Genomic DNA, 22,587 nt, shown 5'->3' with positions numbered 1-22,587 from the left:
AATCGAAATTAAAGTTGAGAAACAGGTACTTGACTTTCATTTTTCTCACTGACTCTCAAATCTAGTGTTTTTGTAACTATATAGTACAAAAATGTACCAGTTAATCCTAGTAGAAGAAGTAAGCCTCCCATATAAATAGGTGGAACCCACTCCCCTATGATGATTAGCAGTGAAGAAACTACCATTGCTCCATAGAGGGTCATGCTATTAAAAGCCATATAGGTACTCCGAGCGTTGGGTGGTGCAATTTCGCCTAGCATTGCCTGCTTTATCGGAACATACATCAGTTCACCGATTGTTCCAATAAACATAGCGATGAAAAGAATTAACACATTATTTGTAAAAGCAAAAATACTAAAGCATATCGAAAAGATCAGCATGCCTGTAACTAGCGTCCAGCGATCACGCCATTTTTTAAAGGCGAATAATATAACACTGGATAAGAGAACCACAAGAATGGTGTTCTCTGTGCGTAGAAAGCCTAACATCTTTGTGCCATCAAGCATGAAATCTATATTGAAGAATGTAGATAGTTGATGAGGTATTTCTTTTTCGAGACGAATGCCAATATAGTTTGTTAAAGACTGTTCCAATGAAAGGATTAAGACCCCTCCTATAATGTAAAACATAAACAATTTATCTTTTAAAACGGTAGAAAAACTATAGAACATTTCTTTTAATGCCCAATTTTGTTTTTGATTTGATGGTTTAGCAGGTTCTTCGGGTATGTAGGTTTCCGTAATTAAAAAAATGGTCATTAATACAGATAGCAAAGAGATAAATGATATTCCGATAAATAATTCAAATAAGTAATTTTTGAAGAGAAATGCGCCAATGATTCCGCCAATAGCAGTTGCTAAATTCCCTAACCAATAGCTAATTGTAAAAACAAGCTTTCTGGATTCAGAATTAGTTACATCAATAATCATAGCTTGTGCTGCGGGCTGAAACATGCCTCCCCAAAACATATTAATAATAAAGAAGCCAGCAGAAAGATATGGTGAATCGAACCAAGGTGAATTACAAATAGTGATAAACAGATACGAAAGTAATAAACCTATTTCAGCATAAATCATTATTTTTTTTCGACCTATTCTGTCTGAAATGTGACCGCCGATTAAACCACCAATGACACCACTTATCACAATGGTGATAAGTATAATTCCTGTTTGAGTAGCTCCTATTTTTTGAGAAAAATAGATTGCTAAAAAGGGTATAACAGCCATGGACATAAGGCTGCCTATAAATTGCATTGCTAAACGAAGTTTGACATTAGGATGGATATCCTTTAGTTTCATACTACTCACCCCTTTTTAGTGATAGGACCGAATAACCTCAAAGCCTGTCTCGTTATATCTTTCCACATCAAATTTGTATACTCATCGATAAACGTTAAACGCATTCCATTTAAGATGGATAGGTATGACTCGGCAATTAAGGATGTATTTTCTTCATAAAAATAACCTTGCTTTTGTCCTGCTTCTATAACAGGATGAATACTAACAATAAAACCGTTGACGAAATCGTTTAATTCATTAAAGAGTTTTGGATATCGATCAGGTCTTGCTAGAACCTGCTGAATTAATCGTAGAAATTCACTTTTCATTGAAAAAAGTTGTACATGGCAATCTATCATTTTTCTCACAATATCAAGAGGCTCGCCTTTAAAGTGTTTTTCTATCTCGATAAAATATGTTTTAATTTCCTCCAATGGTTCTAAAATCGCTGCTTCATAAAGTGCTTCTTTCGATTCAAAATATGTAAATACTGTTCCAAAACTAACACCTGCTTCTTTTGCTATTTCTGCCACCTTTGTCTCTGCAAAACCATTTTCGCTGTATAATTTGATTGCAGCGTTTAGAATAGTGGATCGTTTTATTTTCTTTTTTTCATTAATAGTAAGTTTAGATTCCATTTCAAAACTCCTTCAAAAAATGATTGATGAATCAATCAAATTGTATTGTAAGTTGTTTCCTATGTCAATTTAATTTTTGGATTTATTTTCATATTCTTAAAGTTCTTTGTATTAAAAACAGACGTTGCTCAGCATAAGCAACGCCTGTTTTTTCATCTTTTCATTATTCCTCTACCTGTTTTCCAGCAACTTCCCCACCTGTGAGATTATCATCGTTAGGCTTAACTCGCTTTATAAAGAAGGCAAGTATGAGTGCGATGGCCGCAATCAATGTGGAAAGGAAGAACGTATAATTGATGCCATGCAGCATGGCTTCGTTTAAGATTTGCTGTTTTACTTCGCTGGCAGATTGTGTCGTAGCCTGTGCTGCATTGGCACTCATATTGTTCATCGCACCTGCAGTCAATTCCTCTGCCTTGGCAGTTGTTTTATTGTTCATAATCGTAATCAGCACCGCAGAACCAATCGCACCAGAAACCTGTTGTAATGTGTTGTTCATAGCTGTACCGTGTGGATTATTGTGTGCTGGTAGCTGATTTAAACCGTTTGTCATCACAGGCATCATTACCATAGACATCCCAAACATACGTAATGTATACAGCAGCACCAATGTAGAATAAGCTGTATCCATGCTAATTTTACTGAAGTAATACGTCGTTACAATGGTAATGATTAAGCCAAATACAGCCAAGCTTCTTGCCCCGTATTTATCAAAGAGCTTCCCTGTAATCGGCGACATAATTCCCATCACAATGGCACCAGGTAGCATGAGCAGACCTGAATCCATTGGTGAAATACCACGAATGGTTTGTACGTAAATAGGCATTAAAATCATAGCCGAGAACATCGCTACCGAAATAACGATGGAGATGGCTGAGGATAAGGCAAACATTGGATATTTGAAAATACGAAACTCAAGCATTGGTTCATCCATTCGTAGCTGACGAAGGGTAAAGGTAATTAATGCAATCGTCCCAATAATAATAGTTCCATATACAAGGATATGATCCCATCCTTTTTCACCTGCGGAACTAAAGCCATAAAGCAAGCCGCCAAAACCAATGCTTGATAGAATAAGAGAAATCACATCGAGCTTAATCGCACGTTGTGGTGTTACATCCTTTAATTTAAAGGCTGCAAAAATTAAAGTTAAAATGGCAATTGGTAGCACAAGGTCAAATAACATTCTCCAGCTATAATGCTCGATTATCCAACCAGAAAGCGTCGGGCCGATCGCTGGAGCTGTAATCATCACAAGACCGAACATCCCCATTGCAGCTCCTCGTTTTTCTACAGGGAATGCTGTCAGCATAACATTCATTAATAAAGGCATCATGATCGCTGAGCCTGCAGCTTGTATCATACGTGCTGCTAATAACACACCAAATGCAGGTGCAATACTAGCTAGAAATGTACCTAATGTAAACAGAGCCATCGCTGTAATAAATAATTTTTTATCCGTAAATCGTTGAATGAAGAACGCGCTGGCAGGAATTAAAATACCGTTAATTAGCATATAGCCTGTTGAAAGCCATTGTACTGCAGTGGCTTTCACATCGAATTCGTCCATAATGGCTGGTAGTGCAATGTTGAGTAAGGTCTCATTTAAAATAGCAACAAAGGCCCCGATAAATAAAATGGCAATCATGCCATATGGCGCTTTTGTCTCAACTGAAATGGTTTTCTCTGACATATAGTATCAGTCCTACTTTCTTTATCTTTTTCAATTTCATTCACATGTTTAGGAAGCCATTTGATTGTCTCAAAGAATGGAGCTTCTTCGTTGTTTGTTCCCCCAATCTGCTGTTTTGCCCCTGTTAATTTCATCGCAACCACCCCTCAAAAAATTAAAATTAAAATTGTTGACGACACAATAGATTGTATTGTATAATTAAAATAGGGATAACTCGCTGTTTAATAATTATACAGTGTCTATCTCTATAAATTTATCACAAGACTATTCACATTTCAATGTATTTTACATAATTTTTTCACAAAAAGTCGATTCCTGAACTCTTGGAATGCGACTTTTTTGTTGTCGTTATTTTTATAAATAATCCTTCCCTTGTTAATTCGTAAATGGTAGGGGTGACTTCTTGTAAGTAGCAGTGACTACGCGAAACACTAATGTTTCCACCGCAATATCTAGGACCAATTATACAAGCTAACCAGGCGCTCAAATATTTACAGGCCAATGTCTCAAATCAATTATTTATTGACGATGATTCAGCAGGGACTCAAATTGCCAGTCGAATAAAGGCGATAATAACTAATGAAGCACTAGCAAAATCAATGGATATTCAAACTTTTGTTGATAAGAAACAGTTAAAAAGTGCACTTTTATTCTGTGGTGTTTACAACATGGAAAAATAGGTGCTCAGTCATCTTTCATTATTATTCATAAGAACCATAAATGTGCAGGTAAAGATTTTTCTGAAACAAAAATGTTGAACAGACGAATAATTAGTTTCATTTTATTTTTTCATAAAAAATATATAATCCTAGAAATAAATATCTATTTAAAATGATTCATGAATATAAAAATGAATAGTGAACTTTGTATGTAAACACAAACCTCCCTTCCAACTTATGAATAAGTTATCGTGAGGAGGTGATAAAAAATTGAGTGAGAATAAAACTAGAAAAAATGCTACTAATAATGAAATAGATCAGTTTTATAAAGCTGTTGATGATTTCAATGAAGCAGCGAGTGCTTTTTTCCGTATACCTATTTTTTTTTAGCCATCAGAACCTATTTACTCTGGGGCCATCGCAACCACCATTATCACAAGAGCAGCGATTCATTATTCGTATGTTTAATGAAATAAAAGAGGTTCTTCTTTTCCCTAGAACACTACCCAATACAGACCAGTATCCTAACACCACTTTAGAAAATGTACGTAGAATTAACTCTAGTTACGGAACTATAGCTGCCCTTTTAAAGCCAACACGTCGTACGGATCAATTAGAACCCTATTCACCTTTCATGCAAATAGAACCTTCGATGTCTTTTCAACACGGGCTCCCCTTGCTTCTTGTGAAACAAAGTACGATTAAAGCTGGGGGGATTTGGGGTGATGCGGGACCACTTGCACCCTTCACACCATTAATTTGGTTTTCTGAAACAACAACAGTAGATGAGTTTTTTGAAAGTGTAGCGTGGAAAGAAGCACTACAGAATTGGGCAGGGCAAGTTAGAAGTGGATATTTTATTCAGACTAATCCGGAATTTAAATATACATGCGATGACTAAAACCTGTATTCCTTATGGACGTATAAAAAAGAAGGATCACTTGTCGCTCAAAGTGATCTTCCTTATCTATATTATATGTAGTTCATTTGTGAACCATTTGAAAGTGTTTTTACTCACATTAAATACCCATACATAAGGTTATTGTTCATGCCTAATACTCTTTACTACATATTATAAATAGAAAGGGGATAAGTTCTTGTATGGATAATTGTCGATATAATAGTAGTTTGTCAACATTTAGAGCATGCGATCAATCAGGACCATTTGTGGCTACAGAAACCAACTGTTTAAACCCTTCTTCTACCACTGACAGCACTATAATTGCATTCTCAAGCGGAAATTCAACATCACATATTCAAGCTCTAGTTGGACTCGCAAGTAGCATAGGGTTCGGTACTGTAAATACCGTTTCTATTATAAATAATGTCATTAACATAGATGGAAACACAAGTGAAGCCTTCGCAGTTCCTTGTAATGGTAACATTACAGCTATCTCAGCGTCATTTTCTCCATTAGGATCATTACCTTTAGTAGAAGGAACTGTTACAATCCGTGCTCAAATTTTTCATGCACCCGTTGGAAGTAATATTTTCACTGGTACAAGTGCCTTTATTGATTTGACTCCCCCCATAACATTACCGATTGTAACCTTAGGAAAAATAGCTTTCGCATCAGGTAATATTTCACCCTTACCTATATCGATAGGTGATTGTTTATTAATAGTTTTTTATATTCCTTCAATAACAGTGAATCTACCAGTTAATGTAATAGGTACTGCAAGTGCAGGCATTAATATAGTAACTAAAAAATAATATTGTATATCATCACCACTAACTGAGTGATCACGAAACTTTTATAATCAGATATTATTACTTAACTATTTTCTCAATCTTTCTATAAAAGCAGCCAGCCACCTAGCGAGCTGACGGTATTGCAGAGCTAGGTGGCTAAGTGATGCTTTTAACTAGTTTTAATTGAATATATAAGGAGTACCTATATCCTTTCTATATTCTCGTTGGCCTTAAAATATAATAAGTAGTGACTGCCTTGGTTTTTTTCATCAGCAGCTAAAGCTAAAATGAAATTGGTCGAACAGGTAAAGCTTTCAGACAACTTTAACAATCGGTGTTGTGAATGTTATAACCTCTTTATTAAAAGTGGGCTCTAGCAATTTTTTCCAATAACCTCTGTGAAGCATTAACCTACTAGCATTAGCGATCTACCTCTTCCCTAACGTCCTCGGCATAGCAGTCAAGGTTTCTCTATCACCTTCCCAATTTACAGATTTCATTACTTGTGTGAATAATTGTGAATCCATCCACACTGCCATGATAGTAGTTAGCCTTGATGGATAGTTGTTATCCATGACTCTATCTTAAATACTTTCTAACGAATTTAAACCATCCACTTAAGCACTTTCTCAGCCATCCACTTGGCTATAATTTACAAAATTACTAGAAGCTATTTAGAGCTTGTGCAAACCTTTTAATCCCCTCATTGATTGAATGAACATCCTCTCTGGCGTAAGTGAAGCGTACAAAACCCTTTTTGGAGCCCATCGTAGATCCAGGAACATAAATGACGCCTCGCTTAATGGATTCCTCAAGTAATTGCGTTTCGTTATATCCCTTGAGAACATGACACCATAAATGAATCCCACCTTGTGGAATGGAAAACGTCACTATGTCCTTTAAATACATATCGAGGCTCTGTACAATGCTATCTCGTCGTGTTTCTAATTCCTTCACTAAATGCTTAATATGCAAATTAAAATTAGGGGACTCTAAAAAATCATTGGCGATCCATTGTGTGAAACTAGAATGCCCAAAGTCAATTTGTTGCTTGGCATCGGATAGTCGTTCAATTACAGATGTAGGACCAACAATCCATCCGATTCGTAAGCCTGAGGCAACAATTTTGGACAAAGAGCTAATATATAAAACATTCCCGTTCTTATCGAGCGATTTAAGCGTAGGCATTTTATCCCCCGAAAAAGCTGTTAGGCTATAGGGGTCATCTTCTACTACTGGTATACCTAGTTTAGAGGATATGTCTAGAATAGCTTCTCTTTTCTTCAAATCTAAGGAAGACCCTGTTGGATTATGAAAATCAGGATTTAGAAAAATCATTTTAATTCGATGTTTTTTATATAATACTTGCAAATCATCCGGTTTAATGCCATCCTTGTTGACAGGAAGATAATGGATTTGTAAGCCTGCTGTTTTAAAGATAGGCAGATTAAAGTTGTAAGAAGGATCTTCTATGGCGACTGCATCTCCAGGCTTTAACAGGCATTGGACAATCAAATGTAGGGCTTGCTGTGCTCCTGATGTAATCAGTATGGAGGACGGCTTTGTCTCAATTCCCCTGCTGTTTTTAATATGCCGTGTAAGGGTTGTCCGTAATATGTCACTCCCTAAAGGATGATCATACCCAAGACTACCGATAAATGAACGCGTTGCGGTAATCTCTCTCAAGGCGCTTTTTGGAAAAAGATCCTCTGATAATTCGCCAGTAGCTAGATTAATTAATTTATGCTCAATAGCCTCTTTTCTAATTTTTTGGGTAACAGGAAGGTTCGGTAAAAAGGAACCTGCCTCAATATAGCGATTCCAGCTAGGAATCCGTTTCCTCGTGATGCCCCAGATGTCTTTACTAATGGTTGTGCCACTTCCACGATTCCGTTCAATCAGCCCCATTGCTTCCAATTCATCGTATGCACTCACTACCGTACTTCTGTTTACACTCAAAGCGTTTGCTAAATAGCGCTCAGATGGTAAGGGTTTATCGGGCGGGAATGTTCCATCTGCAATACCCTTCTCAATGTATTCTGCGAGCTGCTTATAAATCGCTTTTTTTACTGTTCGATCAGGTTTCCAATCCATGTTTATTCACCTCGGTTATGCCTTATCCTTTCTTAGCTCTAGTAAATAAGCTAAAAAGACAATCATACTATAACAATATTTGAAGCTAACCATCCATTTCCTTATTACTTTCACCATCCACTTTCAATTTCAATCCATTCTAATTGATGAAAGCCCTTACTTGATGCGCATTTCCCTCTATAAAATTATACTGAAATTATTTTTCTCGTTTGAGAACATTCTGTGTTATCTTGGAAAACGCCTTGTCTTTCAAAAGAAGTGCCCCTATTATAAAAATCAATTGTGAATCGAATTCCATACAAACCCGTAGTAGCCTATAGCACTTCAATGAAATAGTTAAAGGGGTTTGTTTATGAAAAAAAGTTGGCTCAGATTAATTGGTCTTTCCACTATTGTCACAATGCTAACAGGCTGTGACCCATTGTTAGTATTAGATCCAAAAGGACCTCAAGCTCAAGTGCAAGCCAAAGATATTATGCTCTCGATAGGGATTATGTCCTTTATCATACTCATTGTTTTTGTGTTGTTAGCTTATATGTTAGTGAAATTTCGTGCATCTAAGCAAAGCCCTGACTATAAGCCTCCCCACATTAAGGGGAGTACAAAGGTGGAAATCATTTGTGTAGGTATACCCGTTCTAATTGTAGTGTACCTATCCTTTATTTCTGTTGAAAGTAACTATAAGGTGGAATCTACACCAGAGAAATACAAACAGGAAGAGCCGTTAATTATTTATGCTTCAACATCGAACTGGAAATGGCATTTTAGCTATCCAGAAGAAGATATTGAAACGGTAAATTATTTGTATATTCCTGCAGAGCGTCCTATCGAATTTAAACTTTATTCTTACGGACCGATTACAAGTTTCTGGATTCCTCAACTGGGTGGTCAAAAATATGCAATGGCCGATATGGTGAATACATTGCATCTGGCTGCGGATCTACCTGGGGAGTATATGGGGAGAAATGCAAACTTTAATGGTAAAGGGTTCGCTGAAAATACGTTTAACGTAACAGCAGTGACTCAGGATGAGTTTGATGATTGGGTGAAGGAAGTAAAAGCAACAGCTGAACCATTAACAGAAGAAAAATTTAATACGTTGCTAGAACCAGGACACGTTGGCCAATCAACCTACACGGGTACACATTTAACATTCCTGCCAGCCCCTGAGGGTGAAAATGGTGGACATCAGCATGGCACATCACACATTAAAGATCATGCTTCTCAACAAAACGATCATTAATTAAAAGGAGACATAGTCATATGGAGTACTTCGAACGATTTGCTATACCCCACCCAAGCCCAGCTATCTATGCATCGATGGTTGCGATTGGACTGACGGTGATAGCAGTTATAGTTGGCTTAACCTACTTTAAAAAATGGGGCTACCTTTGGCGTGAATGGTTAACAACCGTTGATCATAAACGTATTGGTATTATGTATCTAATTTCTGCCCTTCTGATGCTTTTCCGTGGTGGAGCAGATGCGATTATGATGCGCGCCCAAATGGCTGTACCTGACAATACATTACTTGATGCGCAGCATTATAATGAAATCTTCACAACACATGGAACAGTCATGATTATTTTTATGGCCATGCCTTTTATTATGGCCTTTATGAATTATATTGTGCCCTTACAAATCGGTGCAAGAGACGTTGCTTTCCCACGTTTGAATGCTTTAAGCTTTTGGCTATTTTTCATGGGGGCTATGCTACTAAATATATCCTTTGTTATAGGTGGCTCCCCTGATGCTGGCTGGACGAATTATTTCCCTCTAGCAAATAATGAATTTAGTCAATCTGTAGGAACAAACTATTATTTATTTGCCTTACAGATTTCAGGTCTTGGCACATTAATTACTGGTATTAATATGATTGTGACGATACTTAAAATGAGAGCACCAGGCATGACGCTTATGAAAATGCCGATGTTTACGTGGTCTTCATTAGTAGCAAACGTGATTATCGTTTTTGCTTTTCCAGTTTTAACGGTTGCCTTAACGATGGGAACTTTTGACCGACTATTTGCTACTAATTTTTTCACAACTTCCGATGGTGGTATGGATATGCTGTGGGCAAACTTTTTCTGGGTCTGGGGGCATCCTGAGGTTTATATTCTGATTTTACCTGCCTTTGGGATCTACAGTGAGATTATTTCTACTTTTTCAGGTCGAAATCTCTATGGCTATAAATCAATGGTCGGCTCCATGGTGATCATTTCCTTCCTTTCGTTTTTAGTATGGACACATCATTTCTTTACGATGGGACAAGGTGCTTTAACAAATAGTATTTTCTCGATTACAACGATGGCCATTGCCGTTCCAACTGGTGTTAAAATTTTTAACTGGTTATTCACCCTGTGGAAAGGAAAAATTGTTTTTACAACGCCAATGCTTTACTCCATGTTATTTATTCCTACTTTTACAATAGGTGGCGTAACGGGTGTAATGCTTGGCATGTCAGCAGCTGACTATCAATACCATAACACAATGTTCTTGGTTGCCCACTTCCATATGGTAATTATTCCTGGTGTTGTCTTTGCTATGCTAGCTGGTTTACATTACTATTGGCCAAAAATGTTTGGCTTTATGTTGAATGAAAAAATCGGCAAGTGGACGGCTTGGATTATTGCTATCAGTACGTTACTAGCCTTTATGCCAATGTTTGTCTCTGGCTTAGATGGACAAGCACGACGTATGTACACTTATTCTGCCTCCACTGGCTTTGGATTATGGAATATGATTTCGTTTATCGGTGCAATTGGCTTAACAATTGGTTTTATCTTAATTGTTTACAATGTTATCTACAGTATTCGTTATTCACCAAGGAATGTTGGGTCGGATCCATGGGACGCTCGCACGTTAGAGTGGGCTACACCAAGCCCTGTGCCTTACTATAATTTTGCCAAGGTGCCACATGTGATTTCAACGGAAGCGTTATGGGATGCAAAATATCATCAGCATGAACTGTTCCCAGAGCCATATGAAAAGATTCATATGCCGAATAATAGCGGTGTGCCTTTTATATTAGGATGTATTTTCTTTGCATGGGGCTTCTCCTTTGTTTTCGGAATGTGGATACCGACAATTCTCACAACCATTGGTATTTTTATTTGCATGGCTCATCGTTCATTGGAAAAAGATCCAGGACACTATGTACCTGTCGAAAAAGTGAAAGCAACGGAATCGAAATTGCGAGGTAGTCAATTATGAAAATCGATCAATCACTCCCTTTAGAATATAGTACTCAGCAAAATCAATTGAATATATTAGGCTTCTGGGTGTTTATTGGTGCTGAAATTATGCTCTTCGGCACATTATTCGCAGGTTATTTTGTTTTAGTAGACCGTACTGGGAATGGTCCAACAGGAGCGGAGATTTTTGAAATTACACCTGTTTTATTTGAAACGTTTATTCTTTTAACAAGTAGCTTTACCATTGGCTTAGGTATACATGCTATGCGTAAGGGCTACACGAAAGCAATGATAGGTTTCTATGTTTTGACAATAGTACTCGGTGTCGTTTTTATTGGTTTTGAAGTTTACGAGTTTATGCACTATATTCATGTTGGTGCGAGCTTACAGACGAGTGCCTTTACGGCTGCCCTTTTAACAACATTAGGAACACATGGTGCACACGTTACCTTTGGGGTATTCTGGGGAATGTTCATCGTCTATCAGCTCATCCAACGTGGCTTAACACCAGAAACAGCCAATAAATCGTTTATCTTCTCTTTATACTGGCACTTTTTAGATGTGGTCTGGATTTTTATTTTCAGCTTCATTTACTTGAAAGGAATGGTGTAACATGAATGATTTATTCCCGATGAAACAAGTCATGGGGTTTGGTGTGTCCATAATCCTTACGATCCTTGCGGCATGTGTATATTTTTTCAATCTATCTTTTCCGATTACCATGACTATTTTATTAGTCACAGCATTTATTCAGGCAGGCTTGCAGTTAGTTGTCTTTATGCATGCTGGTGAAACAAATGATAAACCAGCTATCTATACCAATATTTATTATGGTTTAATCATTGCGCTCGTTACCATTTTCGGAACATTATTATGTATGATTTGGGGTTATATCTGAATAGAAAAAAATCGTCCTTACTTTAACTTAGTAAGGATGATTTTTGTATGGAAACGCATGATATTCAAAAGACAATGAGGGTAAACAATTCTTTGAAATTTTCACAATCAAAGTAAGAGTCCACTTTCATTAATTGTGATATGAAGTGATTCGTGGTTGAGCTTGGTTGAATGGTATTAATATAGAATTGCCTTTATCAATAATTATAGAGGATGTTGTTTCATTTATGACGCCAATTTTATCGATTTCCTCGTTTCTTACAAGATTTTTTTGATATTCATGAAAATAATAAATGATGAAATCGATAATCAGAATTATTTTTTCCTCCCAAAATAGTATCATCTTCTGCTGGATTTTTGTTGAACAATCATGGGGTTGTATACGTTAATGACAGCATTAAATGTACTTTTTCATCCGAGTGATTGATATACGTGTGAAGTTCTTCACCCTTGAATTTAATGACATCCCATTGGTTTAGCTGATGGGTTTTCTCTCCGACCTGTAGCTCCAATTGCCCATTTAATACAAGCACAATTTCCTCGGAGCCTGCTAGGTGACACTCGCTGTATTCACTATTCGGTTCAAGACGACCTCTAAACCACTCAGTCCCATTTGTTTTGAATAATGGATCAACAAACCAGTCGTTATTATGACCTACGAATTGATAGTCTGAGCCAAAACGATGAACCTCTATATTTTCCTCAAAAGATAGTAAAGCGACAAGCGGAATATTAAGTCCTCTACAAATTTTCCAAAGAATATTTACAGTCGGATTCGTTTCCCCTCGTTCGATTTTCCCTAACGTCAATTTACTAACATTGCTGACTTTCGCCAGTTCCTCTAAACTCATCCTTTTGCTTTTTCGAATTTCTCGCAAATTTCCTCCAACTTGTCCAGATAAGTCGATATGTTCCTCCTGCATTCTACGCACCCCTCCCATTGACTTTGTATAAATAGTATATTATAGTATACAAATCGATTAATTATAGTTTATTTTTAAATTTAAAAGTTAACTATAGTATATCAAATAATAACTAAAAGAGGTGTTTTCAGTGATGGCAAAATCAAAAAACTTTCCAATTATTTGGAGCGTTTTTTCTTTGTTTATACTATCTATGAATTTACGAGCTTCGATCACATCTATCTCGCCAGTATTGAAAAATATTCAAATGGATTTGCAGATGACAAGTGTTGTTGTAAGTTTATTAACAGCACTTCCCGTATTTTGTATGGGGATTTTTGCACCATTGGCTGGTAAGCTAAGTGAACGATGGGGTATCGAATGGACGATTGGGCTATCCGTTTTATTAATTGGTGTATCAACAGCTTTACGGTTAGTGGCGACTTTTCCTTTATTTTTATTAGTAACAGCTATTCTTAGTGGGATAGGTATTGCTATTACAGGCCCACTGATTTCAGGCTATATCAAAAAGGAATTTCCTAAATATTCTTCTACGATGATTGGTGTATATTCTGCGGGTATGGGAATTGGAGCGTCTTTGAGTGCTGGTTTAGTTGTGCCAGCTATGCATGCTTTTCATCAATCCTGGAACGCAGCTTTAGCGATATGGTCGGTATTCGCTCTTATGGGTATTATTGTTTGGATTCCAATTATCAAAAAATCCAAACAATCTCAAGAGCCATTAGAGAAATCTGCAAGCCAAAAAAGTCGACTACCTTGGGGAAACCGTTATGTTTGGCTCCTTATGGTCATGTTCGGTTTACAATCTGGCGTCTATTATTCCCTAGCGACATGGCTCGCTCCAAAAGTACAGGATATGGGATATAGTGATGCCTACGCCGCAACAACTGTAACTATTTTTTCTGTCATGCAAATGATTTGTAGCTTTATTATTCCCATTATCATTAATAACAGCGTGAAGAGAAAGCCTTGGATGCTACTGTGTGCTTCAAGCTCCTTTATTGGCATTTTGATGTTAATTCTGGGCGGCATCTCGCCTATTTTCTGTGCGACGTTAACAGGGATCGGTGCTGGTGGTTTATTCCCGTTAGCAATGATTTTACCTTTAGATGCTACAACTACACCAAAAGAGGCAAGTGAATGGACAGCGATGATTCAATTCGGTGGCTATATCATTAGTGGTATCATTCCAATGCTTGTTGGTGTCATCAAAGATATGACGAATACATTTGACGTTGCCCTTATCACCTTATTATTGATCATCATCATTATCATGGTGCTGACGTTAAAGGTTAAAACAAAGGTGGAATCAGCTACTATTCGCGTACTTCCTAATAGATGAGGTAAGGAATATTAAAACCGTGTTTAAAGAAAGTAGACAATCTATTTTTTGAGATTTTAGTTGCTAAAAAATTTATCCAACAACATTTTTACGTAGTTCTTTATATGCTACAATTCACTATAAATGAGGAAGGAAGATGTTTTATGAAAATATCCGTTTATGTTGCAAGTGCGTTTAGCAAGGATCATCAAGGCGGGAATAAAGCAGGAGTGGTATTGAATGAACATACATTGACCACTACTCAAAAAATGGCGATAGCCAAAGAATTGGGCTATGCGGAAACCGCATTTATATCAGCATCTGAAATGGCTGATTATAAATTTGAGTATTTTACACCAAAAGAAGAGGTTGATTTATGTGGTCATGCCACAATTGGCTCTTTTACGATAATGATGCATTTAAATAAACTTTTCAAGGATCGCTATACAATTGAAACAAACAGCGGTGTTCTTACTATTACCATAAAAGATGACATCATTTTCATGGAACAAAACAAACCGATATTCTATGATATTATTTCTCCAAACGAGTTTATCGATTGTTTTGACATTAAAGATATAGACAATCAATACCCGATTCAAATTGTCTCCACGGGCCTAAAAGATATTTTAATTCCTATAACAAGCGAAACACAATTACATGCACTGCAACCTAATTTCGAAAAAATTAAAGAAATCAGCAAGTACTATCATGTTGTCGGGACCCATCTGTATACTTTTAATGACGATCGAATTATATGCAGAAATTTTGCTCCACTATATGACATCAATGAAGAAGCAGCGACTGGCACTTCTAACGGTGCATTAGCTTGCTATCTTTATGAACAGCACCACTTGCAAAAAGAAGTCTATGTATTTGAACAAGGTTATTCTTTACACTCTCCTTCCGAAATATTAGTTAAACTAGCAACCAATAGCAAGAATGAAATAGAGAAAGTTTATGTTGGCGGCAAAGGCTATTACTGTGAAACTAAATATTTAAAAGTAGAAAATATGGAGTGAAAATAATTTCTCAACCTCAGACTGTAGATTTTCTGAATTTTAATTTAAAAATAGAACAATAGATAAAAAGACAAACACATTATTTAATTGAACAATGTGTTTGTCTACAATGAATGCCTTTTTTTCCACCCTTATAAGGAACCGTATGTTGACCATTTATAGTCAAGATAACGGTTTATTTTTTATAATAATAAACCTACTTTAATCCCTTTATTTAAAATATTTTGATACTCAATATAGTCATAGATATCGTCATCGATGAACGAACTTAATTCTTTCAATTCATCCATTGTTAAATCTTCAATGGCTTTTTTTATGATCTTCACAATAAATAACAATGGAACCCACGATGCTGTGTGCATCTCTGAACGCAACGCCTTTACTCACTAAATAATCAGCGACCTCTGTTGCATTCAGAAACCCTCCTTTGACTGCTTTTTTCATGTTTTCACTGTTTACCTTCATTGTAGCAATCATTTTTGACATGATTTGTAGACAAGCTAATACGGTATCCAATGAATCGAAAAATGGCTCCTTATCTTCCTGCATATCTTTATTATAGGCTAATGGTAAGCCCTTCATAGTTGTTAAGAGTGAAGTCAGTGAACCATATACACGTCCTGTTTTGCCTCGTATCAGTTCAGTGGCATCAGGGTTTTTCTTCTGTGGCATAATACTGCTGCCAGTAGAATAGGCATCATCAATCTTAATAAATCTAAACTCTTGGCTACTCCATAAAATTAACTCTTCACTTAATCTAATAATAATCGAAAAATCGGAATTGAATGATGCGTTCTACAGATGAATGAGGATCGCTGACACCAACTGTATACATTGCTTCCTCCTAATGAAATAACTTTATCTATACCATCCTATAGAGAAATGCCCAATATTTATAATGTCAATTAAAAAAGGCTGTTATGGTATGTGAAAATGTGATCCAATTTCATGTTAAAGCGCTCTTGTTCTTGTTCGAAGCGCTCACTTTTTATCCAATGTCGCTCATATTTCAGCTAGAAGTGATCATCCAACCTAGCAATGGGATGTTAAAGGAAACATAAAGTGCCCTTGTAAGAAGGGCTTTTTCGAGAGAATGAATAAGGCATCGTCATCATTTGTGGTGATAGTGGCTGTCATGCCTTCGATTGTAAAGTCAGGTGTAAAATAGAATACTACTTTTTTTGTTGTATCCTTAATAATGCTTGTTAATACAGTCTCTACATTGGTTGCCTGTAAAGAGATGATATCATAAATATTTAATACCCCTTCTTCTTCCTCCATTACTACTATTGTTTCAAATTCTTCTAAATAGTAAATAGCATGAGGGAAAACTAACGTAAAATAAAACATTAATAAACTTTCATTTTCCTCAACAGCAATCATACTTAAATGGATATAACGATTTTTTGCATACTCTTCAAGGAGTGCTAGATCCTGCTCAATTGTCAGCTGTTGAACGCTGGTCTGCTTTGGTTGAATAGTTCTTGTGGTAAGATCTAAGCTGTATTCACTTTCATGGATTCTTCTAAAACCAAACTTTGGATAAAAATCTAGTACTGTTTTATTGGCAAAGAGATACATGAAATCACAGGCACCTTCGTACTCTTTCATGATATGCAACATCAACTGCTTTGCCAAACCTTGATGACGATAGTGTTCATCCGTCATCACTGTACCGATCTGAATTCCCTTTAATCGCTTGCCATTTATGCGAATCGACATCTTATAAACAGAAGCATTCGTAATCACTTTTCCTTCTCGTACAAATGAGTAAGGAATATATTGGTCACTCCAATAACCTTTGTTATACCACCCTCGAAAATCCAAACCAAATGTTTTCATTGCTAAATCATTAAAACTTGCCTTTAATTTTTCATTGTGACGATAATCACTAACTAAATCATATTTTTCCAAGTCTATTCCCTCCAATTTTATGTTTCAATCGCTAATTTTTGTGGGAATCATCACCTCCTAAAAACAGAAAAAGACCCTATGAGAACAAGCTCATAAAGTCCGTTGTATACAAAATATAACTGTGGATTAGACATCATTATGCTTCTCTTTTATCGCAAAAGGGCATCACTAAATGAACCCTATAATTAAAAAAATTATAGGATGGCCCCTTTATTAAATTCATTGGAATTTAATTAGCGATAATTAGTTTTAGCATAAAAAAGCTAATCTCCCTTCTGTTTTTAAGAATACTATTATATTACCGTTATTTGTTAGATATGTCTACATGATGAAAATAAATGAAATAAGTATAGAATACCCCTTTAAAGCCTATTCTATAAACGAAGTTAGCAATGAAGGGAGCCTACCATTTACTATGAAATTTAAACTACCTTTCAACAAACAACAACAACCAGTTCAAGAGGCGCCTAAAGAAAATCTTGTGAGAGTTGCACATGCCACAGATCATTTTATTCAATCGATTAAAAATGCAACGAATCATCCAGCCGATTTAATCATTAAATCTCTTCCACCAAACGTCACCCTTATTTACATCGATAATCTGATTGATGATCAGACTTTAAATAATGATATTATTGCTAATTTACAGAGCAAGCCTCATGATACCCCCGAGGCAATTGAGGTGGCCCTTTCTATTGCAGAAGTTAGTCAAACCGGTCTACTAAGGGAAACCGTAGAATTGATGGTCAATGGTCATGTTGTGATACACATAGATGGTTTTCCACAGACTATTTTAGCCAATATCGCTAGCAGAGAGTCTAGAGCATTGTCAGCGCCTGAAAATGAATCGCAGGTAATAGGTACACAGGTTGGATTTAATGAGAGTCTATCTACCAATGTTTCCTTGATTCGTCGCTACATAGTGAGTCCTAATCTTTGTAATGAAAAAGTAAAAATTGGTGCAAGGACAAGTACCTCTGTCTCTCTTTTATATATGCGTGGCATTGCCAATGATCAAATGGTTCAAACAATGCGTCAACGAATCACAGATCTTTATATCGATGAGCTTATCGATAGTGCCGTATTAGCTGAAATGATTGATGATAATTCACTATCTGTCTTTCCACAAATGCTTTTGACGGAAAGACCTGACAGATTTTGTGATGGCATTTTAGACGGGAAAATTGGGGTTCTCGTAGATGGTAGTTCAATGGCTATCGTTTGCCCCCAAGGATTTACTGAGTTTTTTCAAAGTCAAGAAGATCAAAATTTAAGGTGGCAAATTGCTACTTTTCTTCGTTTATTACGACTGGCTGCCTTCTTTTTATCTGTTTATTTAACACCGTTTTATGTGGCAGCTCTGACATTTCACTATGAAGTGATTCCACAAGCCTTTCTCGTACCATTAAGTGAATCAAGGGCTTTGGTTCCTTTCCCACCCATATTTGAGGCTTTGCTGCTGGAATTTATTATTGAACTACTGAGAGAAGCAGGAGCCAGATTACCAACAAAAATTGGACAAACAATTGGTATCGTTGGTGGTATCGTTATTGGAACAGCTGCTGTACAGGCGGGGATTACCAGTAATATATTGCTGATTATCATTGCGTTAAGTGCCCTAGCCTCTTTTACATCGCCAAGTTATATGATGGGCAATGTGATTCGTCTTATTCGCTTCCCTATTATTATACTTGCAGGATTTTGGGGTTTTTATGGTATCATGCTGGCTTTTTGTTTTATTCTTATTCATTTGTTACGTCAGTCAAGCTTGGGTGCTCCTTACATGTCGCCCTTCTATCCACCGAGGTTGAAGGAAATGCGGGATAGTATTATTAGAATGCCTGTCCCATTAACAGCGAAAAGACCTGCTTTGACAAGACCAAAGGATGAGCATAAATTTGTCCCAGAGCCAGTGAAACCTGATAAAAGTTGAACTGAAGGTGAAATAAATGGGAAAACCTATACAACTTAGCCCTAAAGATATGATCAATGCTTATTTGCTTTTTTTTGTGGTACATGGTGCTCAAATTGGGGTTGGTATACAGGGATTTCAACGCATTATCTATCAGGATGCAAGACAGGATGCATGGATTTCTGTTTTACTGGCTGGGATTGCCACACATGTTGTTACCATTTGTATGATTAAAACATTAGAAATTTACGGCTCTAATGACCTTTACGGAATTCAAATTGATATTTTTGGCAAATGGATTGGCAATTTTTTAAATGCAATTTATGTCATCTATTGCTCCGTGGCGTTCTTTTCTGTTTTACGAAATTATATTGAAGTTATACAAGCATGGATTTTTCCTAGCATCGAGACCTGGTTCCTGTCAGCAACTTTATTAATTATTATTATTTATGCCTTTACGGGAGGGCTTCGCGTCATTGTAGGCGTGTCTTTTTTTAGTATCATTCTCTCCTTATGGATTTTCCCAATGCTAGCATTTCCGATGAAATACGCTACAGTAGAAAGTCTTCTCCCTATTTTAGAAAATGATATTCGCTCCATTTTAAAAGGGGCACAATCAATGACCTTTACGATTATCGGCTTTGAAATCCTAAACGTGATTTACCCCTTTGTAAAAGACAAGAAAAAAATCAGAAAACCTGTTCATTTAGGACTATTAGCTACAACCATCATCTATTTAGCTGTGATGCTGGTGTCCATTGCTTATTACAGTGAGGGCAAGCTATTGAAAACGATATGGGCAACCTTGACATTATTTAGTTTTATTAGCTTCCCCTTTATGGAACGCTTTGAATTTGTAGCTGTTTGTTTTTGGATGCTAATCATTTTACCGAATCTATGTCTATACTTATGGGCTGCGTACCGCGGAGCAATTCGTTTATTCCCGATAAGTGAAAAGACATTTGTTTGGCTCTTTTCATTCATCGTTTTAATTGGAACATTATTGGTTCAAACACGGACACAGATTAATACAATTAACACGGTGTTTGGACAGATTGCTTTTTACGTAATCTTTGTCTACCCTATTTTACTTTGGCCAATAGCACGACTAAAGAAGAACTTCACATCAAAGAAGGTGAAAAAGAATGAACAAACTTAGAGGAAGATGGATGATTCTTCTATCCTTTGTTTTTTTATATGGATGTGCACAAACCAATATTTTGGATAAAGTTGGATTAACTACTTTAGTCGGCTATGATGTAGGAACAGAGGATAAAATAAAGACAACAGCTGTTATTCGTGAAGTAAATCCCGAATTTCAAAGCAATGTGGAAGTTCTGTCTACAGAAAACGATACGAGTAAAGGAAATCGGATGGAAGCCAATCGTAAGCTTTCAAAAAAAATCATGGTTGGTCAAATGAGAGTCATCCTATTTGGAGAGGAATTGGCAAAAAAAGACCTTCGCTATTATATTGATACAAACTTAGAAAATGCTAGTGTCAGCAATGGAATCTTTATGGCTATTGCGGAAGGTGAAACAGAAACATTACTGAAATACGAATATCAAAATATTGAGGATATTGGGCAGCATATTTTTAGGTTAATTGAACAAAATGTCAAGCAGGAATACATGATTTCTTCTACACTTCATCAAATTGCCCATGATTTCTATTCATCTGGAAAAGATTTTGCCATGCCTATTATTAAAAGAGATGATGAGCTGGTGGAATTAAGTGGGATAGCTCTTTTTAAAGGCAGCAAAATGGTCAGTACCCTTCCAGCAAAAGATAGCTTTTACGTAAAAATTGTCAGAGATACCTTTAAAGTAGGCTTATATGAAACCATTCTGGAAAAAGAAGATATCCCTTCCAAGATTCTTCAAAAGCCTGCAAATAAAATAACGGTAGCCTTTGATGCAATCCATTCGAAACGAGATATGAAGTTAGTTGATGCGGAAACGCCAACATTTGACCTGAACATCAAAATCAAATCAAGAGTATTAGAGGTGTACCCTGATATCAATCAAGGGGACCCAAAAAGTGTGGCGGCACTGGAAAAAGCAATCGAGAAAAAATTGTCAAAGGAAATACGTAGAGTAATTGCTCATAGTCAGGAAGTTGAGTCTGATATTTTTGGCTTTGGTGAGAAATATCGAAGCGAAGTAAGACATTCTAAGCTAACAAAGGATAAATGGCAAAAAATATATAAAGACATGAAGGTAAATGTCCATGTTGATTTTACAATTTTAAGAGATGGTGTTTTTGAATAACTAGTGAAATGGTTGCCCTGTCATAACCGATAAAAAGTTTTGGAAAAAATGTTCATAATGAATATCAAAAGCAATACGATGCTTTTTTTCGCCATTATTATTTTCATAAGGTCTTGTCTCGGCAATACTTTGCCCTCTTGCAGGTCCTTCTAACTTATCGACAACGGTTACAGGATAGGACTCATAAATAAACATGTCAGGATAAATGACTGCCATTAGTGTTAACGCATCATGCACGGGACTTCCTAGAAGTGAGGGGTCCCGTTCTTTATAAAAACGTGTATAGTATTCCATTAAGGGTTTTAGAATTTTTGTTTTGCCAAAGGAGTCAATATAGTCCACCATCCCAGGTGTGACAATGGCCTTTTGTGTCGCATTTAAAGGGATGATTGTCACATTCGTTGCATAGGTAAGCACAATATTAACGGCAAAGGGATCACCATGGAAATTCGCTTCAGCCACTGTCGTTACATTACCTGGCACCCAAAATGCTCCACCCATAATATAAAATTCCTTGATATTTTTCATAAGCTCTTTATAAAGGATAAGCATCGTGGCTAGTGAGGTTAATCGCCCAATATTAACAATAATTAGCTCATCATGCTTATACCTTTCAATAATGTTGATGATTTCAAAAAAGTTTTCAATTTTTAATTCGTGATCATCATTTGGGATGATGGGTCCAAGACCTCGTTCACCATGAATTTCTGGGTAATAGGTCGGCTGCTCTCCTGTTAAGGGTACTTCTGCTCCTAAGATCACAGGAATGCCTTGAGGGAAGTCGAACAATTTCATGACATAATAAATATTGGATACCGCATCCTCTCGTGATACATTGCCATAATCTGCAACGAGTCCCACAATTTCTATTTCTTGATTAAGCCGTGCATAGATCAATGCCACCGTATCATCAATGCCAATATCCCCGAATAACAGCACTTTTTTTACCAAACCATGTCCTCCCTTTTACTACCATTACTGTTATCTTTATAGTAATCAAAGATGACACGAATTATGAATTTTTGTGGAAAAATGAGTGAGTAATTCTAGTCCAACGAAAGAAACCCATATGCCGAAGCAC

General features: G+C 36.6%; 21 protein-coding genes. 12 read left to right on the top strand and 9 right to left on the bottom strand.

All coding sequences use genetic code 11. The features are described from left to right. Positions 1 to 8: 8 nt before the first annotated feature. The 4 genes from PSR12_RS11535 to PSR12_RS11520 form a co-directional block, all read right to left on the bottom strand. Positions 9 to 1,298 carry an MDR family MFS transporter gene (locus tag PSR12_RS11535; RefSeq protein ID WP_274773330.1) on the bottom strand — a complete coding sequence of 430 codons (1,290 nt, stop codon included), beginning with the start codon at positions 1,296 to 1,298 and terminating at the stop codon, positions 9 to 11. Positions 1,299 to 1,303: 5 nt separating this feature from the next. Further along, entirely contained in the window at positions 1,304 to 1,915 is a 612-nt protein-coding gene (locus tag PSR12_RS11530) for a TetR/AcrR family transcriptional regulator (RefSeq protein ID WP_257522164.1), read from the bottom strand. A gap of 163 nt (positions 1,916 to 2,078) precedes the next feature. Beyond that, on the bottom strand, positions 2,079 to 3,608 hold the full coding sequence (locus PSR12_RS11525) for a DHA2 family efflux MFS transporter permease subunit (RefSeq protein ID WP_257522163.1): 1,530 nt from the start codon (positions 3,606 to 3,608) through the stop codon (positions 2,079 to 2,081). Next, on the bottom strand, positions 3,560 to 3,742 hold the full coding sequence (locus tag PSR12_RS11520) for a hypothetical protein (protein ID WP_221681964.1): 183 nt from the start codon (positions 3,740 to 3,742) through the stop codon (positions 3,560 to 3,562). Before PSR12_RS11520 ends, PSR12_RS11525 begins: the two co-directional genes overlap by 49 nt. Positions 3,743 to 4,042: 300 nt before the next feature. Here PSR12_RS11520 and PSR12_RS11515 point away from each other — a divergent pair, with 300 nt between their 5' ends. The 3 genes from PSR12_RS11515 (at position 4,043) to PSR12_RS11505 (ending at position 5,980) form a co-directional block, all read left to right on the top strand. Then, complete coding sequence (locus tag PSR12_RS11515; protein ID WP_274773328.1) at positions 4,043 to 4,288, top strand: hypothetical protein; 246 nt, start codon at positions 4,043 to 4,045, stop codon at positions 4,286 to 4,288. Positions 4,289 to 4,727: 439 nt separating this feature from the next. Beyond that, positions 4,728 to 5,168, top strand: a complete 441-nt coding sequence (locus PSR12_RS11510; RefSeq protein ID WP_274773326.1) for a hypothetical protein — start codon at positions 4,728 to 4,730, stop codon at positions 5,166 to 5,168. A 200-nt stretch (positions 5,169 to 5,368) separates the two neighbouring features. Further along, positions 5,369 to 5,980, top strand: coding sequence for a hypothetical protein (locus tag PSR12_RS11505; protein ID WP_255601563.1), 612 nt, complete (start codon positions 5,369 to 5,371; stop codon positions 5,978 to 5,980). A gap of 642 nt (positions 5,981 to 6,622) precedes the next feature. Here PSR12_RS11505 and pdxR read toward each other — a convergent pair. After that, positions 6,623 to 8,053 carry a MocR-like pyridoxine biosynthesis transcription factor PdxR gene (pdxR, locus tag PSR12_RS11500; RefSeq protein ID WP_257522158.1) on the bottom strand — a complete coding sequence of 477 codons (1,431 nt, stop codon included), beginning with the start codon at positions 8,051 to 8,053 and terminating at the stop codon, positions 6,623 to 6,625. 352 nt (positions 8,054 to 8,405) lie between these two features. Between pdxR and qoxA the strand changes: the two genes are divergently transcribed. The 4 genes from qoxA to qoxD are packed head-to-tail and all read left to right on the top strand — an operon-like array spanning position 8,406 to position 12,145. Continuing rightward, positions 8,406 to 9,296, top strand: a complete 891-nt coding sequence (gene qoxA / locus PSR12_RS11495) for a cytochrome aa3 quinol oxidase subunit II (protein WP_221681980.1) — start codon at positions 8,406 to 8,408, stop codon at positions 9,294 to 9,296. A gap of 20 nt (positions 9,297 to 9,316) precedes the next feature. After that, on the top strand, positions 9,317 to 11,266 hold the full coding sequence (gene qoxB / locus PSR12_RS11490) for a cytochrome aa3 quinol oxidase subunit I (protein WP_257522157.1): 1,950 nt from the start codon (positions 9,317 to 9,319) through the stop codon (positions 11,264 to 11,266). After that, positions 11,263 to 11,859 carry a cytochrome aa3 quinol oxidase subunit III gene (gene qoxC / locus PSR12_RS11485; protein ID WP_221681998.1) on the top strand — a complete coding sequence of 199 codons (597 nt, stop codon included), beginning with the start codon at positions 11,263 to 11,265 and terminating at the stop codon, positions 11,857 to 11,859. Before qoxB ends, qoxC begins: the two co-directional genes overlap by 4 nt. Position 11,860: 1 nt before the next feature. After that, positions 11,861 to 12,145 carry a cytochrome aa3 quinol oxidase subunit IV gene (qoxD, locus tag PSR12_RS11480; RefSeq protein WP_221682008.1) on the top strand — a complete coding sequence of 95 codons (285 nt, stop codon included), beginning with the start codon at positions 11,861 to 11,863 and terminating at the stop codon, positions 12,143 to 12,145. 367 nt (positions 12,146 to 12,512) lie between these two features. Here qoxD and PSR12_RS11475 read toward each other — a convergent pair whose 3' ends face one another. After that, positions 12,513 to 13,067: a helix-turn-helix domain-containing protein gene (locus PSR12_RS11475; protein ID WP_274773321.1), complete on the bottom strand. Its 555-nt coding sequence runs from the start codon at positions 13,065 to 13,067 to the stop codon at positions 12,513 to 12,515. 133 nt (positions 13,068 to 13,200) lie between these two features. Between PSR12_RS11475 and PSR12_RS11470 the strand changes: the two genes are divergently transcribed. Together PSR12_RS11470 and PSR12_RS11465 are read left to right on the top strand one after the other, a co-directional pair. Next, on the top strand, positions 13,201 to 14,409 hold the full coding sequence (locus PSR12_RS11470; RefSeq protein ID WP_274773320.1) for an MFS transporter: 1,209 nt from the start codon (positions 13,201 to 13,203) through the stop codon (positions 14,407 to 14,409). Positions 14,410 to 14,552: 143 nt separating this feature from the next. Further along, a complete protein-coding gene (locus PSR12_RS11465; protein ID WP_274773319.1) occupies positions 14,553 to 15,410 on the top strand; it encodes a PhzF family phenazine biosynthesis protein in 858 nt (285 codons plus the stop codon). A 300-nt stretch (positions 15,411 to 15,710) separates the two neighbouring features. Here the strand turns inward: PSR12_RS11465 and PSR12_RS11460 are convergent, their stop codons facing one another. Both PSR12_RS11460 and PSR12_RS11455 read right to left on the bottom strand, forming a co-directional pair. Beyond that, entirely contained in the window at positions 15,711 to 16,121 is a 411-nt protein-coding gene (locus tag PSR12_RS11460; RefSeq protein WP_446720657.1) for a lyase family protein, read from the bottom strand. Positions 16,122 to 16,442: 321 nt separating this feature from the next. Then, on the bottom strand, positions 16,443 to 17,324 hold the full coding sequence (locus PSR12_RS11455) for a GNAT family N-acetyltransferase (RefSeq protein ID WP_274773316.1): 882 nt from the start codon (positions 17,322 to 17,324) through the stop codon (positions 16,443 to 16,445). A gap of 415 nt (positions 17,325 to 17,739) precedes the next feature. On the opposite strand from PSR12_RS11455, the gene PSR12_RS11450 reads away from it, so the two are divergent. From PSR12_RS11450 to PSR12_RS11440, 3 genes are read left to right on the top strand one after another with little or no spacing between them, the layout of a single operon-like run. After that, the gene (locus PSR12_RS11450; protein WP_221682023.1) at positions 17,740 to 19,257 is read left to right on the top strand and encodes a spore germination protein; all 1,518 of its coding nucleotides are present in this window, start codon (positions 17,740 to 17,742) and stop codon (positions 19,255 to 19,257) included. Between the two features lie 16 nt (positions 19,258 to 19,273). Continuing rightward, a complete protein-coding gene (locus tag PSR12_RS11445) occupies positions 19,274 to 20,395 on the top strand; it encodes a GerAB/ArcD/ProY family transporter (protein WP_274773314.1) in 1,122 nt (373 codons plus the stop codon). Next, on the top strand, positions 20,382 to 21,506 hold the full coding sequence (locus PSR12_RS11440; RefSeq protein ID WP_274773312.1) for a Ger(x)C family spore germination protein: 1,125 nt from the start codon (positions 20,382 to 20,384) through the stop codon (positions 21,504 to 21,506). Before PSR12_RS11445 ends, PSR12_RS11440 begins: the two co-directional genes overlap by 14 nt. Here PSR12_RS11440 and PSR12_RS11435 read toward each other — a convergent pair whose 3' ends face one another. Next, positions 21,507 to 22,457, bottom strand: a complete 951-nt coding sequence (locus tag PSR12_RS11435; protein WP_274773310.1) for a nucleoside hydrolase — start codon at positions 22,455 to 22,457, stop codon at positions 21,507 to 21,509. Positions 22,458 to 22,587: the final 130 nt, after the last annotated feature.

Source organism: Lysinibacillus sp. G01H (assembly GCF_028872195.1).
Taxonomy (GTDB): Bacteria; Bacillota; Bacilli; order Bacillales_A; family Planococcaceae; genus Lysinibacillus; species Lysinibacillus capsici.
The sequence above is the reverse complement of the archived record's forward strand: the minus strand, read 5'-3'. Positions and strand labels throughout refer to the sequence as shown.